Below are 25,987 nucleotides of genomic sequence, written 5' to 3'. Positions count from 1 at the left end.
ATAAAAAGATTTAGAGTGTACGATCGCGTTCACGGTTTTTATCGTATTTAATATCGCTAAGCATACTTGCTTTTATCCCGATATAAAAATACCAAGATTCTCGAGTGCCAAAAGGCGTCCAGTTAAACGACATTTTCCAGCTTTCTAAGTCACGTTGAAAGCGTAATTGGGTATAGGTAAAACCGTTGTTTTTTAAATCGTAACCAGACGATACTCCTACAGACCATCGTGGAGATAACTGAAGGTTTCCTGAAAACATGATTGAATGCGATGAGATTTCATTCTGTCGCCTGTCGTTATTATAGGTCATGGTGTAGGATAAACGTAAATCCCAAGGGATTTTGTAGTTGTACCATTCTGTTTCATCTACTTTGGGTTCTTTTTCTTCATTGTTTACGCCTCCTGTTGTATTGGTGGCAACACCAAACAAATCGTCTTTACGGCCTCCGTTTCTATGGGTTTCGTCTTGTGCGTCTTCATCGTCTTTGTTGCGTTCAAAATCTTTGCTCGAAAAAGAATAACCGAAGCTTACATTTGCTCGTGCTAAACGAAATAAACTTCCACCATTATTGATGTTTAACTTATCAATACGCTGATTTTTATTGTTTAAGGCGTAAGGATCTAAAGCTCCATTAAAATTCACGTTTAGTTTTTCTTTAAATAATGGAAGTGTACCTCGTACAGTAACAGGTTGTAGCTTTAGTGAATCTGCGGCCATATTGTAAGAAGTAGAGAATTGAAGATTTTTCAATAAGCTTCTTTTTTCGGGTTCGGTTGCAAGAGAATCTTTAGCGCGTATTTTGGCTTCAAAATCGTTAGATACAGAGAAGTTAATGCTGCTAGCGTAACGGTTGCTAGGAGCGCCGTATAAGGTTCCTTCAAACTTAGAGTATTCTACAATTTCTTCATCCATACCAGAGGTTGCAGGGATGAGGTAGGTGTCGTAAAACTCATCGAATTTAGGCGCTACAGAGTAACTTATCGAGGGTCTTATTACGTGCCTAATGGCATTTATTTTTTTATCTTTTCCGAAGTTAAACATCCCGTAAATAGTGGTTCCTATTCCTGTAGAAAAATTATAGGTTCTGTAGGTAGAAAAGCCTCTTGAGGTATCTGTAACTACTTCCTGTAATTGCTCATCGTAACGTTTTGGGTAGGTTTTAAAAACCCAGTTTTCCTTATAATTTGTTCCAGCACTTACGCTAAAATGTTTAAAAACTTTAAAGTTGGTGCTAATAGGGATGCTGTGTTGCATTCCTGTAGAAGCATCTCTAAACATTTGGGGTTTAAAGAAAAGTGAATCGGTGGTTTTAAATTGATTTTTTCCGTTAAAAGAATATTGAAAATTAATGTTTTGTAAAATACCTTTTTTAGTGCCGTTTTTTGGGGCAAATGGGTAAATCCTATCCATACTAGCTTGTACGGTAGGTAGGGTCATGTTTATTTCTTCTGTATTGGTATTTTGGCTATGCGTTGCGGTAATGCTGAGGTTTACTTGGGGTTCGCCAGGAAAGGTTTTAGAATAACTTACCGATGAACTTAAGTTGTTTTGTAAAAAGTTACCTGAGTTGTTTTGGTTGATGGTTTCTTTGTAATATTTACTACTCCCAAGGTTTACCGATGCCGAAAAATTAGAGTTTGGATTTGCTTTAGCCGCTTGCCTATGGCTCCAACGAATATTATAGATAGATTGTTCTGAATAATCGGGGAAACCAGGTTCGCTATTAAGTAATTTTTCATACCTAAAGCTTACATTACCATTAAAGCGATAGCGGTAGGCATAGTTGGAAGAAAAGTTTAGTCCGTAACTTCCGTTGGTGTAATAATCCCCTAGCACGGTTAAATCTACATAATCACTTATAGCAAAATAATAACCTCCATTTTGCAGAAAGTAGCCTCGGTTTCGGTTGTCTCCAAACGAGGGGATAATAAATCCAGAGGCACGTTCTTCGGTTAATGGGAAATACCCAAATGGTAGGCCTAAAGGCGTAGGAACATCGGCGATGTACATATTTACCAATCCGCTTACTATTTTTTTATCGGGAACCATTTTTATTTTTCTGGCGTAGAAATAATATTCTGGGTCATCGATGTTTTGTGCAGTGGTAAACTTTACGTTTTTCATAAAATATACCGAATCGTTTTGGCGTTTAGTAACAGCACCTTTTATTTTAAAGCCTCCTTGCTCGGTTCTAGAGTTGTAGACTAAAGCTTTTTCGGTATCAAAATTAAAGCGGATACTATCGGGCTCTACCACATTGTTAGCTTGTGTAAATATGGGTTTTTGGGTGTAGTTGTTAGCCGTATCTTTTATACCAAAGGCATAAACCTCGTTTTTCCTGTTGTCAAGGATGATAAGCCCAGCCTGTATCTCAAGATCTCCATAAACAATTTTAGCTTCGTTATAGAGGTAAACACGTTCGTTTTTTCGGTCAAATTTTATATAATCTTTAGCTGTAGAGACTACTTGATCGGAAAGAAAAGTACTTTGTTTTTTTAAGGTATCTGCTTTTATAGTATCTCGCACCTTTAGTAAACCTTCCTGAACTAGGGAGTCGCCAACGGGCGTTTCTTGCGTTGGTTCTGCGGGAATGTTTAATGCTTTTTTTGTGTTAAATTCTTGAGCTTTAGTGAGCTGAGAAAATAACAGGCATAAAATAATACTTATGTAGAATTTGTTTAACAACAATACAATAAAAGCTATTTAAGCAATAAGGGTTACTTTTTTAGCCCCAAAATTACATATATTTTTAAAGTGATGTCTAGAAAATTACTAAAATAAAAAGATAAATAAGATATTTGTGTGCTTTTGAAATGAAAATTGCTGTGCAAAATACTTTTCTTTTTATAAAAGAGTTCTCTGTATATAAATGTATTTTTTACATTAAGGAATAATTTTTGTAGAGCTCATTAAAGCTTGTTTTAATTTGAATTATAGAAAAATAGAGATAAATGGTATGAAGAAGGCTTATGGTTTATGTTTAATGTTATTTTTTTTAGGAATAATAGAAGGTTTTTCTGCTTCTAGCCCAGAAAAAAATAGCGACCAAGATAAGGATAAGAAATTTACAGTTGTTTTAGACGCAGGTCATGGGGGTAAAGACCCTGGTAGGCCTACAAGCTATGGGTTTACCGAAAAAGAAATTGCGCTGGAAATAGTATTGCAAGTAGGGAAACTTTTAGAAGCAAATAAAAACATTAATGTGGTGTACACGCGTAAAACTGATGTTTTTTTAGGATTAAAAGAACGTGCTGCTATTGCCAATAAAGCCGATGCAGATTTGTTTATCTCTGTACACTGCAATGCGCATCATACACAAGCCTATGGAGCCGAAACCTATGTGCTGGGCTTGCATAAAAGTGATGCGAATTTTAATGTAGCAAAAGAGGAGAACGAAGTTATTTTTCTAGAAGAAAATTACGAAGAACATTACGAAGGTTTTAACCCAAGCTCCCCAGAATCGCTAATAGGGTTAACCTTATTACAAGAAGAGTATTTAGATCAAAGCATATTATTAGCAAAAAAAATTCAAGATAACTTTACCCATACATTAAAACGTAGAAATAGAGGTGTAAAACAAGCAGGTTTTTGGGTGTTACATAATACTTATATGCCAAGTGTACTGATAGAAACAGGTTTTATTACACACCGTAAAGAAGGTTTTTATTTAAACTCGAAAAAAGGACAGAAAGAAGTTTCTACAGAAATTTATAAAGCAATTCTTTCGTATGCAAAAGCATTAGGCATAGATGAGGTTTATGCAGAAAACACCTCTCAAAAAAATAATACAGATAGAATTTATCCTTCGGTAGAATTTAGTGTGCAATTGGCGGCAAGCTCTAAGGCAATTGAATTGAAAGCATACAATTTTAAAGGATTAAAAGGAGTGCACAGGCAGAAAGAAGGAAGTTTGTACCGATATTTTTATGGAAAAACCTCTAATTATACCGAAATTCAGCAGCAATTAAAAGCAGCAAAAGATAGTGGTTATACCGATGCCTATATTGTTGCTTTTAAAGACGGAACTAAAATAAGCGTTAAGGATGCGTTAAAAACAAAAGCAAAATAATATACTTTTCTATTTTTAATTTTTAAATTTGCTTACTAAAACATAAAAACTCTTGAAACTATCTAACGAAGTAAAAACCGCACTTTTAGGTATTGTAGCGATTGCCTTATTAATATTTGGGTATTCTTTTCTAAAAGGAAAAAATCCATTTAGTTCCGATCGTATATTTTATGCTAAATACGATAATGTAGAAGGCTTAACAAAATCTTCTGCAGTTACCATCAATGGGTTTCAAGTAGGAAGCGTAACCGATATTACTTTCCTTAATGCCAGTGGAAAGCTGTTGGTGAAAATGAATGTGAAAGATGAATTTCAATTCTCAAAACAAAGTGTTGCACGTATTTATGGCGGAAACCTTATTGGAGGGAAATCTATCGAGATTATCCCTGAAGAAGGAAAACAATTAGCCGTTTCTGAAGATACCTTAAAGAGTGCTGTGGGCGATGGTTTGCTAGAACTTGTTAACGAAAGGCTAACCCCTTTACAGCAGAAAATAGAAAGTGCCGTTTCTAACGCCGACTCTTTACTTATTGGGATGAATAATATTTTAGATGCAAAGGCGCAAAAAAGCATAAAATCTTCTATAGCATCGTTAAATACAACAATGAGTTCTTTTAATAACTCAGCAAAATCTATCGAGCATTTATTAGCGTCAAATACAGGGAAGCTTAATAATACCTTTACCAATTTGGAAGAAACCACAGGGAACTTTCAGAAATTTTCAGATACCTTAGCTCAAGTAAATGTTAATGGGTTAATAGCAGAAATTCAAGAGATAGCCACAAATTTTAAAGAAATTTCAGAGAAATTAAACACTAAAGAAGGTACCGTAGGTAAACTTCTTAACGATGATAAAATCTATGACAATCTAGATAGAGCAACCCGCCAGTTAGACTTATTGTTGCAAGATGTAAAACTTAACCCAAAACGATATGTACACTTTTCGGTATTTGGGAAAAAACAAAAACAATATACTAAGCCAGAAGATTCTTTAAAATAACAGATATGCAAATAATATCACAAATTGCTTTTTTAGCTGCATTTATTGTTGCCATTTCTTTTTTTATAAGAAATGTAAGACGATTGTACCGTAACATAAAGCTAGGAAAAGCTATCGATAGGACAGATCGCCCCAAGGAGCGTCTTTCTAACATGATTCGGGTAGCCTTAGGGCAATCTAAAATGGTAAAGCGCCCCGTAGCAGGAATACTACATATTTTAGTATATGTGGGCTTTATAATTATCAATATAGAAATGTTGGAAATTGTTATCGATGGTATTTTTGGTACACATCGTGTTTTTTCGTTTTTAGGCGGAACTTACAATTTTCTAATCGGGGCATTTGAAATCTTGGCGCTATTGGTAATTGTTTCGATTATTACGTTTTGGATACGAAGAAATGTGGTTAAGATAAAACGTTTTTGGTCATCAGAAATGAAAGGTTGGCCCAAAAACGATGCAAACTATATTCTTTATTTTGAAGTAGCATTAATGACGTGTTTCTTGCTGATGAATGCTGCCGATTATCAATTACAACTTAACGGAGCCGAACATTATGCAAGCCAAGAAGGAATAATAGGTGGCTTTCCTGTAAGTCAATTTCTATTGCCTTTAATAGACGGGTTAGGGAATTCAGCTTTAATTGTTATCGAACGTACTACTTGGTGGCTTCATATTATAGGAATCTTAATTTTCTTAAACTACCTTTATTATTCAAAACACTTACACATACTTTTAGCTTTTCCTAATACATATTACGCAAAATTAACACCTAAAGGAGAACTTACTAACCTAGAAGCGGTAACAAACGAGGTAAAGTTGATGATGGATCCCAATGCAGATCCTTTTGCCTCACCAGAAGCAGGAGCAGCAGACGAAGAACCTGAAAAATTTGGAGCTAGTGATGTTACCGATTTAAATTGGGTTCAGCTTTTAAATGCCTATACCTGTACAGAATGTGGTAGGTGTACTTCAGAGTGTCCTGCAAATCAAACCGGGAAGAAACTCTCTCCTCGAAAAATTATGATGGACACCAGAGATAGGCTTGAAGAAGTAGGAGAACAATTAAATAAAAAACAACCAATAGCCGAAGGTAAACAGCTATTAGACGATTATATTACACGTGAAGAACTATGGGCATGTACAACCTGTAGCGCTTGTGTAGAAGCCTGCCCAATAGGGATAGACCCACTTTCAATTATCATCGAAATGAGAAGGTATTTGGTTATGGAAGAAAGTGCCGCGCCAAACGAATTAAATGTATCTATGTCTAACATAGAAAACAACGGAGCTCCATGGCCTTACAACCAAATGGATAGACTTAACTGGGCTAAAGAAAACTAAAAAATAAAGGGAATAATTATTATGGCAGAAGTATTAAAAGTGCCTACAATGGCAGAATATATGGTAGAAGGAAAACAACCTGAAGTGTTATTTTGGGTAGGTTGTGCAGGAAGTTTTGATGATAGAGCCAAAAAAATAACCAAAGCTTTTGTGAAAATTCTTTCCAAAGCAAATGTAGAATTTGCCGTGCTTGGAACAGAAGAAAGCTGTACAGGAGACCCTGCAAAACGTTCCGGAAATGAGTTTTTATTCCAAATGCAAGCTGTTACAAACATCGAGGTTTTAAATGCCTACGAAGTTAAAAAAATAGTAACTGCCTGCCCGCACTGTTTCAACACCATAAAAAACGAATATCCCGGATTAGGAGGTAATTATGAAGTAGTACACCATACACAGTTTTTAAAAGACTTATTGGAAGAAGGTAGGTTACGTGTAGAAGGCGGAAAGTTTAAAGGAAAACGTATTACTTTTCACGACCCTTGTTATTTAGGAAGAGCTAATAATGAATACGAAGCTCCTCGCGATTTGCTAAGAAAACTAGAAGTTGAACTTATCGAAATGCGAAAATGTAAAAGCCAAGGCTTGTGTTGTGGTGCCGGAGGAGGACAAATGTTCAAAGAACCTGAAAAAGGAAATAAAGATGTAAACGTACTACGTACAGAACAAGCATTAGAAACCAATCCGGAGTTAATTGCAGCAGGATGCCCATTTTGTAACACCATGATGACAGATGGCGTAAAAAGCAAAGAAAAAGAAGCAGAGATAGAAGTGAAAGATGTGGCCGAAATGATTGCAGAGGCCGAAGATTTATAAAATAATAATTATGCTCGTACCTTTTCAAGAGCTTCCAGAAGAAGCTCGTATATGGATATATCAAGCCAACCGCTCATTTACCGCAGATGAGCTCATAGAATTAGAACAAGAATTAACCCAGTTCCTAACCCAATGGGCAGCTCATGGAGCAAGCCTTAAAGCAGGTTTCGAAATTAAATATAAACGCTTTATCATTATTGGTTTAGACCAAGAAGTAACAATAGCGAGTGGCTGCTCTATAGATGCGCAAGTACACTTTATTCAATCGTTAGAGAAAAAATATCAGGTAGACTTATTAGATAAGATGAACGTGAGCTTTAAACAAGGTGAATTTGTTGCTTATAAACCCCTTATCGATTTTAAAAAATTAGTAAAAAACAAGTCGGTTTCTGCCAATACCATTGTATTTAATAACTTAGTAAATACAAAAGTAGAGTATGTAAACGATTGGGAAGTGCCATTAAAAGACAGTTGGCATCAACGTTTTTTATAGTTTTAACAAAGAAGTCTGGTATAAATAAAGTTGTATTTTTTTAATGAAGAAGCTGTTTTTTTGTCTGTTTTTTTTAGGGATAAACCTTGTTGCCTTAGCACAATCACGTGTAAAATCTCCACTCGAAACCAAAGATTATCTCACTCAAAAGAAATGGGTAGATAGCACGTATAATACATTAAGCTTACAAGAAAAAATAGGTCAACTCTTTATGGTGGATATTTTCTCTAATAAAAGCAAAAAAGAAACCGATTACATAAAACACTTAATCCAACAGTATCATATAGGTGGGATTATTTTTTCTAAAGGAGGACCTCAACAACAAGCTAAACTTACTAACGAATATCAACAAGCTGCAAAAGTACCCTTATTAATTGCTATGGATGCCGAATGGGGCTTGGCCATGCGATTAGATTCTACCTATGCTTTCCCTTGGAATATGACTTTGGGAGCGATAGAAGATGACGAGCTTGTTAAAAAAACAGGAGCAGCCATTGCCAGACACTGTAAACGTTTAGGCGTACATGTAAATTTTGGTCCTGTGGTGGATATTAACAACAATCCTGCAAACCCTATTATCGGTAATCGTTCGTTTGGAGAAGATAAGTATAACGTTACCCAAAAAGCCATTGCTTTTATGCAAGGCATGCACCAAGAAGGCGTCCTTTCTAGCGCAAAACACTTTCCTGGGCATGGTGATACCGATATCGATTCGCATAAAGCTTTACCTAGGTTAGATTTTAGTCGTACCCGTTTAGACTCGTTAGAGTTATACCCTTTTCGAGAAATTATAAAGGAAAAGGTTTCTAGTGTAATGGTAGGGCATTTGAATGTTCCTGCATTAGAGGGTCGAGCTAATTTTCCTTCTTCATTATCTAAGAAAATTATTAGTGGGCTAATACGAGAAGAATACGCATACGAAGGACTTATTTTCACCGATGCTTTAAATATGAACGGTGTAGCCGATTATGCAGCTCCAGGAGAAGTAGATTTAGAAGCATTTCTGGCAGGAAATGATATTTTGTTAATTTCTAAAAACATCCCTAAAGCTTCGGCAAAGCTATACCAAGCTTATCAAGACAGTATTGTTACAGAAGAACGTTTGGCTTATTCGGTAAAAAAAATATTGATGGCAAAGTATCAAGCAGGTTTGAACAATTTAACTCCTGTAGATAGAGCAGAACTTGTAGAGGACTTAAACACCGAAGCAAATGATGTGTTGTATGAAGAACTTTTAGAAAATGCAATAACCCTTATTAAAAATGATACGGGAATTATTCCTGTTAAAGATTTAGCCGAAGAAAAAATAGCTTATGTACATTTTGGCGATGATAATGGCGATGCTTTTTTTACTCAACTTAATAAATATGCTAAGGTAGATAAGCTAGAGAAGCCCCATCTTAACGAGTTAATCACAGCATTATCTTCTTATACAAAAGTTATTATAGGTTTTCATAAGTCTAACCAAAGTCCATGGAAATCTTATAAATTTACTAATAAAGAGTTGGTTTGGCTTCATGAAATAGCCCGTGTAAAACCTACAATTCTTTCTGTATTTACACGTCCCTATGCTTTGTTGGATGTAAAAAGTACCACCAATTTAAAAGGAATTGTAATAGGCTATCAAAATAGTGAAATTGCCCAAAACAAAATGGCAGAGTTAATTTTTGGGGCTATTGGGGCAAAAGGAAAACTTCCTGTAAGTATAGGAAAAGAATTTCCTGTAGGAACTCAGTTTAAAACTAAAGCTATTAAACGTTTATCTTATAGTTTGCCAGAACGCGTGGGGATAGACCCTAAAATGCTTTACCAAATAGATGCTGTTGCTAATAGAGCCGTAAACGATAGTATGACTCCAGGTTTGCAGGTACTTGTGGCAAGAAGAGGAAAAGTAGTTTATCAGAAAAATTTTGGGTATCATACCTATCAGAAAAAACAAAAAGTAAAGGATGAAGATTTGTATGATGTAGCATCGTTAACCAAAATTCTGGCAACTTTACCTTTGTTTATGGAGCTTTATGAAAAAGGAGAGGTAAACATGCAAAGTACGTTGAAAGATATTTTACCCGAATTGAGTACGACCAATAAGGCGGATATTTCTTTAAAAAGAATGTTGAGTCATTACGCTAGGTTTAAAGCATGGATTCCGTTTTATGTAAGTACCCTTGATAGTTTAACAAAAGAACCTTCAACCGATTATTTTAGCCATAAAAAAAATGCGATCTTTTCAGTAGAGGTAGCACCGAAAATGTATATGCGAAAAGACTATCAAGATACGATGTATCATGAAATAGCCGCTAGTGAGTTACGTGAGGCAGACGAATATAAATACAGTGATTTACCTTATTATTTATTAAAAAAGTATATAGAGACGCATTACAGCCAAAGTTTAGATAAGCTTGTACAACAGCATTTATATAAAAGTTTAGGAGCTTCGCGTACAAGCTATTTGCCTTTACAGTATTACCCAAAGCAAAATATAATTCCAACAGAAGACGATACTTATTGGCGTATGCAAACCATTCAAGGAACAGTACATGACCAAGGTGCGGCAATGCAGGGAGGAATTGGAGGACATGCCGGCTTGTTTAGCAATGCTAATGATGTTGCTAAAATAATGCAAATGTACCTTAATAAAGGTTATTATGGAGGTAAACGTTATTTTAAAGAAACCACAATAGCGGCCTTTAATACCTGTTATTATTGTGATGAAGATGTACGTAGAGGCGTAGGTTTCGATAAACCTCAATTGGGCGATGTTGGCCCTACCTGTGGTTGTGTATCTATGACAAGTTTTGGGCATACGGGTTTTACAGGTACTTACGCATGGGCAGATCCGGAGGCAGAATTAATTTATGTTTTCCTGTCTAACAGAACTTATCCAGATGCAGGTAATAGAAAGTTAATTACAGAAAATATACGTACAGATATACAACGAATTATTTACGATGCAATAATTGATTAGGATACTTTTTGCATATTAATTATAGGGGTAAAATCTGTCGGTTTTCTTAGAAATACTAATAAAATACATTAAGTTATGAAAATAGGCATTGTATGTTATCCTACTTTTGGAGGAAGTGGTGTAGTAGCTACCGAATTAGGAATGGCGCTTTCTAAGCGAGGGCATCAAGTACATTTTATAACTTATAAGCAGCCTGTACGATTAGAGCATTTGTCTAATCATATCCACTACCATCAGGTTAATGTTCCTGAGTATCCGTTATTTCACTACCAGCCTTACGAGTTAGCTTTGTCTAGCAAATTGGTAGATATGGTAAAGCTTCATAAGATAGAAGTTTTGCATGTACATTACGCTATTCCTCATGCTTATGCAGGCTATATGGCAAAACAAATGTTGGCAGAAGAAGGCATAGATATACCTATGGTTACTACCTTACACGGAACAGATATTACCTTGGTGGGAAATCATCCTTTTTATAAACCTGCAGTAACTTTTAGTATCAATAAAAGCGATTGTGTAACTTCGGTATCTCAAAGTTTAAAAGATGATACTTTACGATTATTTGATATAAAAAACGCTATAAAAGTAATTCCTAACTTTATAGATTTTAGTAAGCTAAGGGGTCATTTTTCTGATTGCCAACGTAGCATTATGGCAAACGAAGATGAACGAATTGTTACGCACATTTCTAACTTTAGAAAAGTAAAACGAATAATAGATGTAATTAAAATTTTTGCCGAGTTAAGAAAGCAATGTAAAGCTAAATTGATAATGGTAGGTGATGGGCCACAACAATTACCTGCCAAAGAGTTAGCCAAAGAGTTAGGAATTAGGCAAGATGTGCTTTTTATGGGAGAGAGTACCGAGATTAATAAAATTTTATGTTTCTCTGATTTATTTTTACTTCCTTCAGAGTCGGAAAGTTTTGGGCTAGCAGCTTTAGAGGCCATGGCAAATGGCGTGCCTGTAATCTCGTCTAATACAGGAGGGCTTCCCGAGGTAAATAGGCAAGGGTTTTCGGGATATTTAAGCGATGTAGGTAATGTGTCTGAAATGGCTGCAAATGCCGTTAAAATACTTAAAGACGATGCTGTTTTAAAACAATTTAAGCAGCAAGCAAAAACAACAGCTTTGGCTTTTGATATCGAGAAAGTTGTTCCGCAATATGAGGCGGTTTATAAAAAAGCAATAAACCAATATTAATTTATTAGGCACAATAAAAAAACCTGTAAAGTTTAACTTTACAGGTTAGGTTTCAATTTAATTATATAGGTAAAGCTGTTAACCTGTTTTAGGGTAATTCAACTATATTATATGATTAGAATTTATAACGTACGCCAAGTGCTAAATCTGGTGTAACATCGTTTATAGCATGGTAATCGCTAAAGCTAAATTCTGGACGAAGATCTAATGAGATTTGTAAAGGGATATCAAAATTATATTCAATACCTATTGTCCCGGCAAGGTATAAAAAGCTACCATCGTTATGGTAGTGGTGTTTGTCTTCTACATTTCCAAAACCTGCACCAGCACCTGCATACCAATTAAAGTTGTTTTCTATATTCCAAACCCAATGGTATAATCCTGTAAGTTTAAAAACATCAAAACTACTATTGTTTCTCCAACCTAGGTTAGCTTCGATCCTGTTGTTTTCTTTGTGAATTTGTCGTTGATAAGAAACTTCTGCGCCAACGCCATCAGAACCACCCATGCGGAGTCCGATTGCGTTTTTAGATATTTCTTGTGCTTTAGCGGTAAAAATAAATCCAAAGCCTATAAAGGCTAACATTACGAATTTTTTCATAAGATATTGTTTTAACCCAAAGGTATAAGAGCAGCCTTAGCAAAATGCTTTATAAAGCGTTAATTTTTATAAAATATAGGTTAAAAATAAGAAACCCTTATTTGTGTGTGTAAATAAGGGTTTTTGTAAGTACAGCATTACTGCAAGTTATAATCAATTAAATCTTGTGAGCTAATTAATCTAAAATCTGGGATGTTAAGGACGCCAAAGTTAGATAAATCTTCAACTACATAATGAGTGGTTGTTTTGCTATGGATTAAGCCTACATCTTTTGCGAAGTAATTGGTAGAAATTACGGCTTCCTGAGGTTTCATAATGGGGATAGAAAGACCTAATAATGAAGCATCAAGTTTAATTTCTATACTTAATGCTGCCGAGATTACATCGGTATATGTAGTGGAGTTTACCTCGAATTCATTTGGGCTTTCATTTTGTTTAGAAGTGATGCTGTAATTTAATGTTAAGGGGATAGGGGCGCTCATTTGCCAATTTACATCTTGCTGGTGCGTGCCAGAAATCTCTGCGAGGATGGTGTTTTTATCGGCATCACTTTTATATATAATAAGGTTGGTAATAGGAATTTCTATATATTCACCTATACCTAATGGGCTTAAGTCTACTTTAAAATTTCCGTTATAAATTAGTTCTTTGTTTACTTCTGCTAGCTCTCCAGTAGTTAGCGCTCCGGTAACTAGCCCTTGATTTTCAAAACTTAAATTGGATTGAAAGGTATAAAAAGTAGTATTTTCTTTGTTATGACTATCGGCTATATGGATTTTTTCTTGGTTTTGACTTTTGTTGTCATGTCCTTCTATTTGGCTGGTGTTTTGGTATGTCCAACTGTTATTTATTGCCGTAGGGAAGTAGCTTTTGTTTTGGGTTTCTGGCTCGGGAGTGTTGTTGCTTGTATCATCATCACTAGAACAGGAAAACAATAAAATACTTATAAAAAGGCTAAGGAATGTAGTTTTCATAAAATAGGTTTTTGGGTTAAAACCAAATATACAAAAAGTAACTGTTTGTTTTTCAGGTTGTGTGATTTATTTGAATACTGAATTTAGTTTATTATTAGCCGCAAGTTTTTTAAACCCCATTTTAAAAAGTATATCTGCTCTTGTGTTTTTTTTATGGTTTAATGATGTCATGGTGTTAAGAATATCTTCTTTAAAGTGGGTGCGGGGAAACTCTTGATGTACCTTGTGAATAAAATTATGATTAAGTTGGAAGGTGTGCGCGCCAACCACATCCATGGCAGCTCCTTTAGATAAAAGGTAGGCTTCGTTTCCAAATTTTTTTCTGTTTACATAAGGGTTTAAATGCATATCTATAGCGGTTTTCATTTTGGTTGCCTTTAGTTCGTCAATTCCGTTTTTTAAGGCAAACTCCTTTATAAAATCTCCTCCGTAAATAGCAAAGCATTGTTGGCTACAGGCGTGGTTGTGTTTATCGGTTAGACCTATATCATGTAAGATGGAAGTGGTAAATAGAAACTCTATATCTGTTTTTAAATTTTGAGAAATGGCTAATCCTGCACTAAAAAAATAAGTTCTGTAGCAGTGTTTTAGTAGTGAAGGCGAATATAAATCGTTAGCTTCCTCTATGGCTAAAGCGGCAATTTTAGAATCGGGTATGCTTATTTGCTTAAAATCGATTTCTCTATACGATTTTATGCCTAGCCAATTGAATAACTTGTTTTTATTTTCTCCAAGTTTAGCGCTTATAAGTCCACGTTTAAAACTCGAGATTTCTTTTTTCTTCAATACTCCTAAGTTGTTGTACATACTATTTCTGTATTTATAGATTATGATTAGTATGCAAAGTTATAAAAACATACCAATTAGTATGTTTTTTGGTAAAAAAAATTATTCCAAGGTTTTTAAATAGGTTTTAAGTTGCTCTAAGAAAGTATTATAAGGTTTTTTAGATTTTTCTAGTTTACCTAGATTTCTTGCGCCCCAATACCCAGAAAGAATAAAAGTAGCTACCGATTTTGAGTTTATTTCTTTATTGATAAATCCATCTTTTTTTCCTTTTTCAAGTGTAGCTTCTAATAAGTTTAACCATTCGTTAACCAAGTTATTTAATGCATTAGAAAAAGGAGTATTCCAAGGTGTCATTTCTTGGATGAGGTTTGATGCTGGACAACCTAGCTCTGTTTTTAACAACCTATCTTCAATAAGAAGATAATGTATTAGGCAGTATATAGACTCTAATGGGGTATCTTTACTTTCTAGCAGCTCAATAAATTTTTTTGATAGGTGAGTTTTTAATATTTCATTAATCAGCGCAATGCCCATTTCTTCCTTGTTTTTAAAATGGTAGTAAAAGGCTCCTTTGGTTACTTGTGTATTGGTAAGGATATCGTCGATGCTAGAAGCTCTATACCCATTAGCATAAATTAATTCAAAAGCTTTAGTTAGGATGTTATGACGGGTTAGTGCTGATTTTTTCATTAAAATTATTATTGAAAAGACTACAAATAAACAAAAAGATTTTGAAACAATCTTAAGCGGTTTGTGTAGTTGACAGATGCTGTAATTTTTTTATTTATATAAACGCTAATTGTTATTCCTATATAAGTGGTTTTGATATTTGTATTTTAAGTTAGCTGTTGATAAATTTTTACATTTTTCAAGTTTTAAATTTGAGATATCAGGCGATAATTTTCCTCTTTTGTATTCTTTATAAAATTTGCTCCAAGCTGACGGCATAATAATGCCAGAGAATAAAAACAATAGACATGAAATACTTCGATCTCCATTTCCAAATAAAAACGCCTGCATTTTAATTTCTTCCTCAGAGGTCATCCCATAATTAAGTACTAAATGTTTTAAGTCATGTTCTTCGTAAAAAGGAATTACATCAAGGTTATTTTCTTTGAGCATTTTTAATATATCGCTGCCAATGGTGTTTTCGCTACATTTTTCCAAGAGAGTTCGAGATTTTTTTAGCCTTCTTTTAAATAAAACTTGAAGAGGTACTATTACAAGGTAGATTTTTAATAATTCAATTAACATCTCGGCTACCTTGTATCTTGAGGAAGCTGACTGGTTGATTGTTAGACTTGTATTCATCTAGGTTTGTTTTTAATTACTTATAATGCTTTGACAGATGTGGCGATTGTATTGAGGTATTAGCTTCAACGATAGGTAACTTTTTATGTTTAAAAAAGAAGGTTGTGTCAAGCTTAAAAGGGGTTTAGTTTTTTACCTACTTAATTAAGTTATGGGTTTGTGCGAGGGGTATTGGTGCTGTAAAACGTATTTATTTATTTATTTATTTATTCATAAGTTGAGTTGCTTCCCAAACATATTCATTTCCAAATTCCCCAAAGTAACTTATGTAATCACCATTTTTAGAAATAACTACAAAACTGCTACAAGGATAATGATTTTCAAAAAATAATCTTTCAATAGTTTTTTCAGGGTCTTTTTTCCAACTTAAAATCCCATTGTATTTTTCAAGTCCATCGTTATCTTTAAATATGTATAAAGGCTTTACTTCAGCGATTTGATTTAATCCGTCTTCTAATTGTTTATACCAACTTTTAATCCATTCGGGTTTAGTTGTTCCGCTACTGTTACAGGGGTCTTTTCCAGGATAGTATATTATAACAATAGGTTTGTTTGAGTCTAATTCTGTATTTGTGCTTTTCTCAAGTAATAATTCAAGGCTTTTTCTGTCATTTATTTTCCCTCGTTTTTCTCTTAAAGTCAGTTTTTTATGATTAATTGAATCTCCTGGAATGTCCAACAATTTATTTGTTGATCGAATTCGGTCGAATTTAGATTTACTAATTTCAACATTATTTTCATCGAAGTATTTTGTTTTGTCTTTTCCAGTTTTGGTGGCTGAACAAGAGAGAATTAATATTCCTATTATAAATGTTAGCAGGATTTTTTTCATAATTGTGGGTAACTTCTATATATCCTCAAATATATATTACTTTTTAGTAATAAACATTTAACAGATATTAGATTTTATTGATTTATGTTAATAATTTGGATTGTTTCTGTTCTTTTTGTAAAAAATATCAGATATGCTTTGAGTGTATTTTAGATTTACTTTGTGTTGTATAAGTTGTAAAAAAATTATTTTATGGTAAGGTAGTAAACATAATACCTTTCAATGTTATACTCGGTATAAAAATTCTTTATTTCTGTATTGTCTATAAGGCAGTAGGAGGAATATCCGTTGCCTTTAATTGGTGGTGTTAATGCGATAATAGGAAATTCTTCACCTGTTGTTAGTTCAAACGAGCCTTCTTTGTCTTCTTCCTGCAGTGCCATCAGCACAAAACTGTCATCTGCTTTTAGTTTGCTTCTAATGCTAATGCCTGGGTAGTTGATGATTATTTTGATAGAATCGTTTATAAATTTTCCTCCAAATATGATTTCTTGTTTCTCTAGGCTTTCAAAAAATTGTGTGCTATTACAGGCATTAACTACATAGTTTAAGGTGTCTTTACCGGTAATTATGGGGCGGGTTATTGTTTTACAAGAAAGTAGGCTGTCGTTTCTTTTTACTTTCCCATTGATGATTTCTTCTTTCCTGAGTAGGAATTTTTTCCCTTTAGCATTTAGGTCTTCGGTGGTTATGGAAAGAAGTATAATATCATTAAGGGCGTTATACATTTTGGTTTCAGCGCTTTTAGGAGCCTTATATGTTAGTTTGATGCTTTCTTGAGAAAAACTAAAAAAAGGAATAATGAATAGGAAAAAGTAAAGTATATTTTTCATAATATGAGGTTTAGGGAATGCAATATTTACATGAAAAGGCTAGGTTTTATAGTTTATAAATTAACGAAGAACATTATCCCAATTGAGTTTTGACTTTTGATTTTTTGTTTATCATTTATAACTGCATTTTTAGCGGTTTTAAATTTATTAAAATCAGATTGGCTGTTGAGGTTTATCCCAGCGTAAAAGTTGTCAAAAAGTTCATATAAAAAGCCCAATCCAATCTGCGCTCCAAAATTCCATCCTTCATAAATATCTTTTTGGGTGTTGTTTAAAAATCTATATTCGTCTTTAATAATGGTTTGTGTGTAAAAACCTAAGTTTCCTACTATTTTTATGTTTTCAGCTATTTTAGCGTTTAACGTAACTAGTGCTGGGATTTTTAGTAAGCTTCTTTCATGATAAAAGTTTCCCGCTGAATTAAAACCGTTACCCGACAATTCGTTAAAGCCTATTCCTGTTGCTACTCCAAATTTTTGATTAAGCTTGTAATTCAAGAGGATTTCTCCGTTATTACTGTTTAGGTTATAGTTAGGTTGGTTGTTGTTTTCTACAATTCCGTAGCCAATTCCACCATACCCAATTATATTAAATTTAGATGTTTCTTCTTTTTCTTGGGCTTGTAGCAGGTTAATTGCTAGGAATAGAAAGCAAGACAGGAGGAAAGTTATTTTTTTCATTTATTGTAGATTTTTTTGTGAGAAATAATTAGAATAGTGGTTGTTCTGTGTTTAAATGATGTATGTTTTTTGATAAAAATTTAATAAATAGTTAGTAAATATACTAATGTAATAAAAATATTATTTAGAAAAAGTGTTTTTAGGATAAACATTTTTAAATAAGAAATGTTTATCCTTTTTAAGGAAAATAGATTGTTGTTACTTTGCTGTAAATATCAATTTATTGTTTTGTTGAAATTAAACTACAAATACTTCGTAAGTGAATAAAATAAGACCTAAAACTTTTATATCAAGCAGTGCTCACCCTGTATATAACCTAAAGTTAGGTTTAATTTGTTTGAGCTCGTTGCTTTTTTCTGCAAGTTATAATATGCTTATTCCAGAGTTGCCCGCTTACCTTACTACTATGGGCGGAGCAAAGTATATAGGTTTTATTATTTCGTTGTTTACTCTTACTGCAGGTTTATCTCGTCCTTTTAGTGGGAAACTTACCGATACAATTGGCAGGTTGCCTGTTATGATATTTGGAACCATAGTTTGTGTACTATGTGGAATGTTGTACCCAATGGCAAATACCGTATTAGGATTTTTGTTGTTGCGATTGTTTCATGGTTTTTCAACAGGCTTTAAACCTACTGCTACTTCTGCTTATGTTGCCGATATAACTCCGGCAAAATCTTGGGGAGCTGCTATTGGTATGCAAAGCTTATTTTATAGTACAGGGATGGCAATTGGCCCTGCTGTTGGGAGTTTTATAAAAATGAATTATACGTATGATGTACTATTTTATGCTTCTTCTATCTGCGCTTTCATGTCGATGCTGGTTATTTTAAACATGAAGGAAACATTACAGCCTAAACAAAAATTTAAATGGGCTTTATTACGTATTAATAGAAATGAGATTATAGCTACAGAAGTTTTACCTGCAGCCTTTGTGGTATTATTGGTTTATAGTTCGTTTGGGGTAATACTTACCTTGATACCCGATTGGACAGCTTACTTAGGAATAGCAAATAAAGGAATGTTTTTTATAGTTTTTACAGTTTCATCATTATTGGTGAGGTTTGTAGCGGGAAAAGCTTCTGATTATTACGGACGGAAAATAGTAATTATTATCGGACTGGTAGTTTTAGTCATAGCTATGTTATTATTAGGTTTGGCAACATCGGTAATGTTATTTATCTCAGGAGCTATTTTATACGGAATTGCTATGGGAGTGTTATCTCCTTCATTAAATGCTTGGACAATAGATATGAGCCTAAAACATGCACGAGGTAAGGCAGTAGCAACGATGTATATTGCACTAGAAGCAGGAATAGGATTAGGCGCTTTATTTTCGGGCTGGTATTACCAAAGTAGAATTGATAACATACCCGAGGTAATGTATAGCATAGGAGGTATTGCGTTTATCGCTTTAGGTTATATGCTTTTAAAACACAGAAAATAAAGCTGGAATATAATAAAGTATAAAAAATTATTTTTATTGAAAGGGTTTTTAGCTTACAAAACAGTTATTTAACAGCTGTTTTTTGTGTAATGGTAATTGCAGCGAGCATACTCTTTACAGTATTATCGGTATCGGTAGTTATTTTGGGTTTGTTTTTGTAATCTTCGGGGTTAAAATTTATCAGTTCCCAACGTTTTTTATGGTATTCTAGCGCCGTGAGGTTTTCTACCCAATCTCCAGAATTTAAATAGAGGCAAGTGCCATTTTTTGTTACCTTGCGTACTACTTGGGGTTGGTGTATGTGTCCGCAAATCACATATTTATACCCGTTATCTATTGCTAATTCTGCAGCTACTTGTTCAAAATCTTGAATGTGTTTTACTGCTTTCTTTACGCTGTTTTTTATTTTTTTGGAGAGCGAAAATTTTTCTTGTTTAAACTTTAAAAGCCACCAATTTACAAACCTATTAAGTAAAATAAGCACATCGTAGCCCCAGCCGCCTAACTTAGCCAACCATTTTGCATTTTGTATGGAAGCATCAAAAACATCTCCATGAAAAAACCAGGCTTTTTTGCCATCTAATTCTAGCACAAGCTTATCTACAATAGCAATACGCCCCATAGAAACATCGCTAAATTTACGGAGCATTTCATCGTGGTTTCCTGTAATATAAGTTACTCGAGTGCCTTGTGCAGACAAGTCGATAATTTTCTTGATGACCTCTAAATGCGTTTTAGGAAAATAACGCTTTCTAAATTGCCAAATGTCTACAATATCACCATTTAAAATAAGGTGTTTAGGAGAGATACTATCAAGATAAAGCAATAATTCTTTAGCATGACACCCAAAAGTTCCTAGGTGTACATCAGAAATTACCACTAAATCTATATTGCGTTTTTTCAAAACTATTAATCCTTTTTACAAATTAAATTAACAATTTTCACAATTAGATTAAGTATAACTTACGCTTGTGTAAAGTTTGTATTATGAATACTAAAGGCTTGCAGAGGTTGTTTTTGGCTAAATCCCAATAAACCCTTAAAATTTTGCTTAAAAAAATTATATTTGTTGAAATATTAAACAATGCCAGGAAATACATTCGGAAACATATTTAAACTTACCACTTTTGGCGAATCTCATGGAGAGGCCATTGGCGGAGTTATAGATGGTTGTCCCGCTGGTATTTGTTTAGACTTTAATAGAATTCAGCAAGAATTAAACCGCCGAAAGCCAGGGCAATCTTCTATTGTAACACAACGTAAAGAAGCCGATGAGGTTAGATTTCTATCGGGAGTTTTTGAAGGAAAAACTACCGGAACGCCTATTGGTTTTATAATTGAAAATACCAACCAAAAATCTAAAGATTACAGTCACATAAAGGAAGTTTATCGTCCGAGTCATGCAGATTTCACCTACGATAAGAAATACGGATTTAGAGATTATCGAGGTGGCGGGCGCGCTAGTGCCAGAGAAACTGCTTGTAGGGTAGTAGCAGGAGCTATTGCCAAGCAGGTTATCCCAGAAATAAAAATTACAGCCTATACAAAAGCTATTGGAACGGTTGTTTTTGAAGCAGATAAACACCAGGTAGATTTTACCGAAATTGAGAAAAATCCAGTGCGTTGCCCCGATAAAAAGCTTGCACAAACAATGGAAGCTTATATAAAAAACATCAGGAAACAAGGCGATACCATTGGCGGGATAGTACATTGCGTTATCGAAAATGTTCCTTTAGCTCTAGGCGAGCCTGTGTTTGATAAATTACAGGCAGAATTTGCTAAAGCAATGCTCTCTATCAATGCCGTAAAGGGTTTTGCATACGGGAGTGGTTTTGAAGGGACAAAATTATTAGGGAGTCAGCATAACGATATTTTTAATGAGGACGGAACTACACAAACTAATTATAGTGGCGGCATACAAGGCGGTATTTCTAATGGAATGCCAATTTATTTTGACGTAGCATTTAAGCCTGTAGCTACCATAATGCAGGCACAAGCATCTATAAATACAAATGCCGAAAAAGTTGAAATAATAGGGAAAGGGCGGCATGACCCGTGTGTGGTGCCAAGAGCAATTCCTATTGTAGAGGCTATGGCAGCTTTGGTATTGGTAGATTATTATTTAATAAGAAAAACACAATTGTAAGAAAAACGGAAACAGAAGATGAAGAAACTAGCACTGCATTGGCAGATATTATTAGGAATGGTTTTAGGGGTGCTTTTTGCCTTAATTTGTAGTAATTTTAGCTGGGGTTCCAGCTTTATTAGCGACTGGGTAAAACCTTTTGGAACTATCTTTATCAACCTTTTAAAGCTTATTGCAGTTCCCTTAATATTAGCTTCGTTAATTAAAGGAGTTTCAGATTTAAAAGATATTTCTAAACTTTCCTTAATGGGATTTAGAACTATTGGAGCCTATATGGGGACAACCGTAATTGCGGTAAGTATAGGTTTACTAGTGGTTAATACAATACAACCCGGAAAGTCTATAACAGAGGAAACTCGCCAAGAGCTTATTACAAACTATAGTAGCGATGCTCAATCTAAACAAGCCGATGCTAAAAGACAAAAAGAAGCCGGGCCGCTGCAAAGTTTGGTAGATATTGTGCCGTCTAACATAGTGGGGGCAGCAAGTAAAAATACCAATATGTTACAGGTTATTTTCTTCGCTATATTTTTTGGAATAGGACTTATTTTAATCCCAGAACAACAAGCAAAACCTGTTAAAGATTTTTTTGATGGATTTAATGAAGTCATCCTAAAATTAATAGACATTATAATGCTGGCAGCACCTTATGGTGTTTTTGCGCTGTTAGCAGCTTTGGTGGTAGAATCGCCTAGTACAGATTTATTTAAGGCATTGGGGATGTATGCGTTAAGTGTGATAATAGGCTTGTTATTAATGATTCTTATTTACATTTTATTGGTTTGGGTGTTTACCAAAAAAACGCCTAGGTTTTTTGTAAACGGAATATCACCAGCTCAATTATTAGCTTTTTCAACCAGTTCTAGTGCAGCAACACTTCCGGTAACGATGGAGCGTGTAGAAGAGCATTTAGGCGTAGAAAAAGAGGTGTCTAGTTTTGTATTGCCCATAGGAGCTACCATCAATATGGACGGAACCAGCCTTTATCAGGCAGTAGCAGCCGTATTTATAGCGCAAGCTTTTGGGATGGATTTATCTTTCGGTACACAGCTAGGTATTATTGCAACGGCAACACTTGCAGCTATTGGATCGGCAGCAGTGCCAGGAGCTGGTATGGTAATGTTGGTAATTGTGCTTGCGCAAGCAGGGATTCCCGAAGCAGGTTTAGCATTGATTTTTGCAGTAGATAGACCTTTAGATATGTGCAGAACAACGGTAAATGTTACTGGAGATGCAGCAGTGTCTATGATTGTAGGGAAATCTGTAGGGAAGCTTAACGACTGCCCAACAGAAAAAAAATGGGACGATAATTATCACCCCATATCAAAAGAAAAGAAATAAGCTGTTAACGTTTAATCATTTTATTTAAAATACTTAGCGCTCCTCGAATAAAAGTAGCGCTGGTAAGTACTTTTAAAATGGCATCTTGAGTTTTGTTTTCCTTTTTAGAATTTTTAGCTAAGGTTTCTCGTTCTTCTTTAGCTTTTTTCTTGTTTTCCTCCTGTGAGGCAAGTCGTATTTTTTCTTTTAAAAGCTCAGCGGCACTTTCTCTATTTATAGGGCTGTTGTATTTTTTAACCAATGCAGAGTTATCGATAAGGCCGTTAAGTTCTTCAGGGGTTAAAATATCCATTCTACTCATTGGAGCACGTAGCATAGTAGCAGCAAGAGGAGTTGGTTTTCCTTTTTCGTTTAAGGCCGTTACGAGAGCTTCACCAATACCAAGTTCTGTAATTATGGTTTCTGTGGTATAAAAATCAGAAAGCGGATAGTTTTGTGCAGTAAGTTTAATAGCTTTTCGGTCTTTGGCTGTAAAAGCACGAAGGGCGTGTTGTATTTTTAAACCTAATTGCCCTAATACTTCCGAAGGAATATCGGTAGGGTTTTGGGTAACAAAATAAATACCAACACCTTTAGAGCGAATTAATTTAACAATACTTTCTATCTGCTCCAGTAATGCGCTACTTGCTTCTTTAAAAATAAGGTGTGCCTCATCTATAAACAGTACCAAAGTTGGTTTTTCGCTATCGCCTTGTTCCGGAAAAGTGGTGTATATTTCTGCCAATAAGCTTAACATAAAAGTAGAAAACAACTTGGGTTTGTCTTGGATATCGTTTAATCTAATTACATTTACAAAGGCTTTATTATCGTAAGTTTTTTTGAGTAAATCTTTTACCTCAAAAGAAGGTTCGCCAAAAAACAAGTTTCCGCCTTGTTGTTCTAAGGCTACAATTTTTCGTAAAATAGCTCCTGTAGAAGCTTTGGAAATTCGCCCGTATTCCTTTTCAAAATCTTCTTTACCCTCATCGGTGCTGTATTTTATAATCTCTTTTAAATCGTCTAAATCTAACAGCGGATATTGGTTATCATCACAGTATTTAAAAAGAATGGCTAAAATGCCTGCTTGGGTTTCCGAGAGGTCTAATATTCTAGCTAATAAAACAGGGCCAAATTCACTTACGGTAGCCCTAAGTTTTACGCCTTTTTGGGCAGAAATGCTTAATATTTCTACGGGAGAGGCTTGACTTTTATGAGGATAGCCAATGGCTTGATGGCGTTTTTCAAAATTACTTTCAGAAGCTTTGGCAATTCCGCTTAAATCTCCTTTAACATCCATTAGTAAAACGGGAACTCCTTGTTCAGAAAGGTTTTCTGCTAGTATTTGTAGGGTTTTGGTTTTTCCGGTACCTGTAGCTCCTGCAATAAGCCCATGCCTATTCATTGTTTTTAGAGGGATACTTACCTGAGCTTCGGCAATAGGTTTTCCATTAAGCATAGCAGCCCCTAAAACAATGCTATTACCTTTGGTTGTATATCCTTCTTGTATGTGTGGTATAAACTTTTCTATTGAAGTAGACATTTTTTCTGTTTTTTATAGTTTCAAAAATAGTAAAAAAGATAAGGCTGTTGTTTAATTAAGAAGCCGATTAAGGTTTAAAAATACGCTAAAATAAAATATTTGTTAATTTTTTTAAAATAAGAAACTAAAGCCTGTGGATAATTCTTATAAAGAAAGTATCTTAGCTTTAATTTTTGCTGATATAATTACAGATGCTGTAGGTTGGCGAAACATAAATAATTTGCGAATAATTTTAATAAGACTATGGTTAAAACAAAAGAAACCAAACCAAAAACCATGTACGATAATGTAATGCAGCAATTTAATTCTGTTGCAGATCGTATAGCGTTAAATCCTAATATTAGAAAAATACTAGGAATTACAAATAACGAGATTGTAATTCATTTTCCAGTGAGAATGGATAATGGTAATGTGGAAGTGTTTACAGGATACCGTGTGCAACATAACAATGCTCTAGGGCCATATAAAGGAGGCTTACGTTATCACCCAACAGTAGATGTTGAGGCTGCAAAAGCTTTAGCAATCTGGATGACTTGGAAAACTTCGCTTGCAGGCTTGCCTTATGGGGGTGCAAAAGGAGGAATACAAATAGATCCTAGAGATTACTCTATTGGGGAATTAGAACGAATTACGCGCCGCTTTACTTATGCCTTAGGAGATAACATAGGGCCAGAACATGATATACCTGCACCTGACGTAAATACCAATGCACAAACAATGGCTTGGATTGCAGACACCTACATGTCTACCAAAGCCCCATCAGAACGATCTAAAAATTTACATGTAGTAACAGGGAAACCTGTAGGAACAGGAGGTTTAGAAGGGCGTGATAGAGCAACAGGTTATGGAGTTTACCTTACCACAAAACTTTATTTAGAAAGTAAAGGAGAAAGCTATAACGGAAAAACAATTACTGTACAAGGTTTTGGTAATGTAGGCTATTGGGCAGCAAAATTTGCAGTTGCAGATGGAGCCAAACTTATTGCGGTACAAGATGCTCATGCTACTTTATATGATGAAAAAGGTATAGATGTAGAAGAACTACATCAGCACTCAAAACCAAGAAAAGGTTCGATAAAAGGCTATGAAAAAGCAACAGAAATAGACCCAAGTTCTTTCTTTGGATTAACTTGTGATATTTTAATACCTGCAGCCCTAGGAAACCAGCTTACTGAAGAAACCGCAGGAGCGGTAAAAGCAAAATTAGTAGCAGAAGGTGCTAATGGACCAACAACCGATGCTGGAGAGAGAATATTACTCGCAAATGGCGTAACCATTATTCCAGATATTCTATGTAATTCTGGAGGGGTAATAGGAAGCTATTTTGAATGGTTGCAAAACCGTAATGGAGAATTATGGCAACTAGACGAAGTAATGCAAAAATTAGAGCGTAAGCTTACCGAAGTGTTTAAGAAAGTAGAAGAAGAAGTTAATACAAATAAAGTAGATTGGAGAACAGCTGCTTATACCATTGCTATAAAACGTATAGAAATGGCTTATACTCAGCGAGGTATTTTTCCATAAATAATTATTAAGAAAAGAGTGTCTATAGGTTAGAAAACAAAGGTTTTCTAACCTCTGCATATAAAACAAACTCTCTGTGCCCAACATATTTATGTTTTTATGT

The 25,987-nt window shown here is 34.6% G+C and carries 22 protein-coding genes; 11 read left to right on the top strand and 11 right to left on the bottom strand.

Annotated features, from left to right (window positions below):
- Positions 1-10: 10 nt before the first annotated feature.
- A complete protein-coding gene (locus tag GGR32_RS07725) occupies positions 11-2,689 on the bottom strand; it encodes a putative LPS assembly protein LptD (protein WP_425487752.1) in 2,679 nt (892 codons plus the stop codon).
- Between the two features lie 268 nt (positions 2,690-2,957).
- On the opposite strand from GGR32_RS07725, the gene GGR32_RS07720 reads away from it, so the two are divergent.
- The 7 genes from GGR32_RS07720 to bshA all read left to right on the top strand — a co-directional run bounded on the left by GGR32_RS07720 (position 2,958) and on the right by bshA (position 11,887).
- Positions 2,958-4,070: an N-acetylmuramoyl-L-alanine amidase family protein gene (locus GGR32_RS07720; RefSeq protein ID WP_183477637.1), complete on the top strand. Its 1,113-nt coding sequence runs from the start codon at positions 2,958-2,960 to the stop codon at positions 4,068-4,070.
- A 52-nt stretch (positions 4,071-4,122) separates the two neighbouring features.
- Entirely contained in the window at positions 4,123-5,070 is a 948-nt protein-coding gene (locus GGR32_RS07715; protein ID WP_183477619.1) for an MlaD family protein, read from the top strand.
- Positions 5,071-5,075: 5 nt separating this feature from the next.
- Positions 5,076-6,413, top strand: coding sequence for a 4Fe-4S dicluster domain-containing protein (locus tag GGR32_RS07710; protein WP_183477618.1), 1,338 nt, complete (start codon positions 5,076-5,078; stop codon positions 6,411-6,413).
- A gap of 21 nt (positions 6,414-6,434) precedes the next feature.
- A complete protein-coding gene (locus tag GGR32_RS07705; RefSeq protein ID WP_183477617.1) occupies positions 6,435-7,226 on the top strand; it encodes a (Fe-S)-binding protein in 792 nt (263 codons plus the stop codon).
- A gap of 10 nt (positions 7,227-7,236) precedes the next feature.
- Positions 7,237-7,719, top strand: coding sequence for an ABC transporter ATPase (locus GGR32_RS07700; RefSeq protein WP_183477616.1), 483 nt, complete (start codon positions 7,237-7,239; stop codon positions 7,717-7,719).
- A 43-nt stretch (positions 7,720-7,762) separates the two neighbouring features.
- Positions 7,763-10,684: a serine hydrolase domain-containing protein gene (locus tag GGR32_RS07695; RefSeq protein ID WP_183477615.1), complete on the top strand. Its 2,922-nt coding sequence runs from the start codon at positions 7,763-7,765 to the stop codon at positions 10,682-10,684.
- Positions 10,685-10,759: 75 nt separating this feature from the next.
- The gene (gene bshA / locus GGR32_RS07690; protein WP_183477614.1) at positions 10,760-11,887 is read left to right on the top strand and encodes an N-acetyl-alpha-D-glucosaminyl L-malate synthase BshA; all 1,128 of its coding nucleotides are present in this window, start codon (positions 10,760-10,762) and stop codon (positions 11,885-11,887) included.
- Positions 11,888-12,002: 115 nt separating this feature from the next.
- Here bshA and GGR32_RS07685 read toward each other — a convergent pair whose 3' ends face one another.
- From GGR32_RS07685 to GGR32_RS07650, 8 genes are all read right to left on the bottom strand, one after another.
- Positions 12,003-12,488: a hypothetical protein gene (locus GGR32_RS07685; RefSeq protein ID WP_183477613.1), complete on the bottom strand. Its 486-nt coding sequence runs from the start codon at positions 12,486-12,488 to the stop codon at positions 12,003-12,005.
- A gap of 137 nt (positions 12,489-12,625) precedes the next feature.
- Positions 12,626-13,462 (bottom strand): hypothetical protein, encoded by an 837-nt coding sequence (locus GGR32_RS07680; RefSeq protein ID WP_183477612.1) that lies wholly within the window; start codon positions 13,460-13,462, stop codon positions 12,626-12,628.
- A gap of 66 nt (positions 13,463-13,528) precedes the next feature.
- Positions 13,529-14,269, bottom strand: coding sequence for an HD domain-containing protein (locus GGR32_RS07675; RefSeq protein WP_183477611.1), 741 nt, complete (start codon positions 14,267-14,269; stop codon positions 13,529-13,531).
- Positions 14,270-14,350: 81 nt separating this feature from the next.
- Complete coding sequence (locus GGR32_RS07670) at positions 14,351-14,941, bottom strand: TetR/AcrR family transcriptional regulator (RefSeq protein ID WP_183477610.1); 591 nt, start codon at positions 14,939-14,941, stop codon at positions 14,351-14,353.
- A 105-nt stretch (positions 14,942-15,046) separates the two neighbouring features.
- A complete protein-coding gene (locus GGR32_RS07665; protein WP_183477609.1) occupies positions 15,047-15,562 on the bottom strand; it encodes a hypothetical protein in 516 nt (171 codons plus the stop codon).
- Between the two features lie 202 nt (positions 15,563-15,764).
- Complete coding sequence (locus GGR32_RS07660; protein WP_183477608.1) at positions 15,765-16,394, bottom strand: hypothetical protein; 630 nt, start codon at positions 16,392-16,394, stop codon at positions 15,765-15,767.
- A gap of 185 nt (positions 16,395-16,579) precedes the next feature.
- Positions 16,580-17,227: a hypothetical protein gene (locus tag GGR32_RS07655; protein ID WP_183477607.1), complete on the bottom strand. Its 648-nt coding sequence runs from the start codon at positions 17,225-17,227 to the stop codon at positions 16,580-16,582.
- 53 nt (positions 17,228-17,280) lie between these two features.
- Positions 17,281-17,907, bottom strand: a complete 627-nt coding sequence (locus GGR32_RS07650) for an outer membrane beta-barrel protein (RefSeq protein WP_183477606.1) — start codon at positions 17,905-17,907, stop codon at positions 17,281-17,283.
- 259 nt (positions 17,908-18,166) lie between these two features.
- Between GGR32_RS07650 and GGR32_RS07645 the strand changes: the two genes are divergently transcribed.
- Positions 18,167-19,354: an MFS transporter gene (locus tag GGR32_RS07645; protein ID WP_425487751.1), complete on the top strand. Its 1,188-nt coding sequence runs from the start codon at positions 18,167-18,169 to the stop codon at positions 19,352-19,354.
- Positions 19,355-19,418: 64 nt separating this feature from the next.
- Here the strand turns inward: GGR32_RS07645 and GGR32_RS07640 are convergent, their stop codons facing one another.
- Entirely contained in the window at positions 19,419-20,258 is an 840-nt protein-coding gene (locus GGR32_RS07640; protein WP_183477605.1) for a UDP-2,3-diacylglucosamine diphosphatase, read from the bottom strand.
- A 180-nt stretch (positions 20,259-20,438) separates the two neighbouring features.
- Here GGR32_RS07640 and aroC point away from each other — a divergent pair, with 180 nt between their 5' ends.
- The gene (aroC, locus tag GGR32_RS07635) at positions 20,439-21,500 is read left to right on the top strand and encodes a chorismate synthase (RefSeq protein ID WP_183477604.1); all 1,062 of its coding nucleotides are present in this window, start codon (positions 20,439-20,441) and stop codon (positions 21,498-21,500) included.
- A gap of 18 nt (positions 21,501-21,518) precedes the next feature.
- Positions 21,519-22,841 (top strand): dicarboxylate/amino acid:cation symporter, encoded by a 1,323-nt coding sequence (locus GGR32_RS07630; RefSeq protein ID WP_183477603.1) that lies wholly within the window; start codon positions 21,519-21,521, stop codon positions 22,839-22,841.
- 4 nt (positions 22,842-22,845) lie between these two features.
- On the opposite strand, the gene GGR32_RS07625 is transcribed toward GGR32_RS07630, so the two are convergent.
- Entirely contained in the window at positions 22,846-24,360 is a 1,515-nt protein-coding gene (locus GGR32_RS07625; protein WP_183477602.1) for a helicase HerA-like domain-containing protein, read from the bottom strand.
- Between the two features lie 243 nt (positions 24,361-24,603).
- On the opposite strand from GGR32_RS07625, the gene GGR32_RS07620 reads away from it, so the two are divergent.
- Positions 24,604-25,884 (top strand): Glu/Leu/Phe/Val family dehydrogenase, encoded by a 1,281-nt coding sequence (locus tag GGR32_RS07620; protein WP_183477601.1) that lies wholly within the window; start codon positions 24,604-24,606, stop codon positions 25,882-25,884.
- Positions 25,885-25,987: the final 103 nt, after the last annotated feature.

The organism is Mesonia hippocampi (assembly GCF_014197445.1).
Lineage (GTDB): Bacteria > Bacteroidota > Bacteroidia > Flavobacteriales > Flavobacteriaceae > Mesonia > Mesonia hippocampi.
The sequence above is the reverse complement of the archived record's forward strand: the minus strand, read 5'-3'. Positions and strand labels throughout refer to the sequence as shown.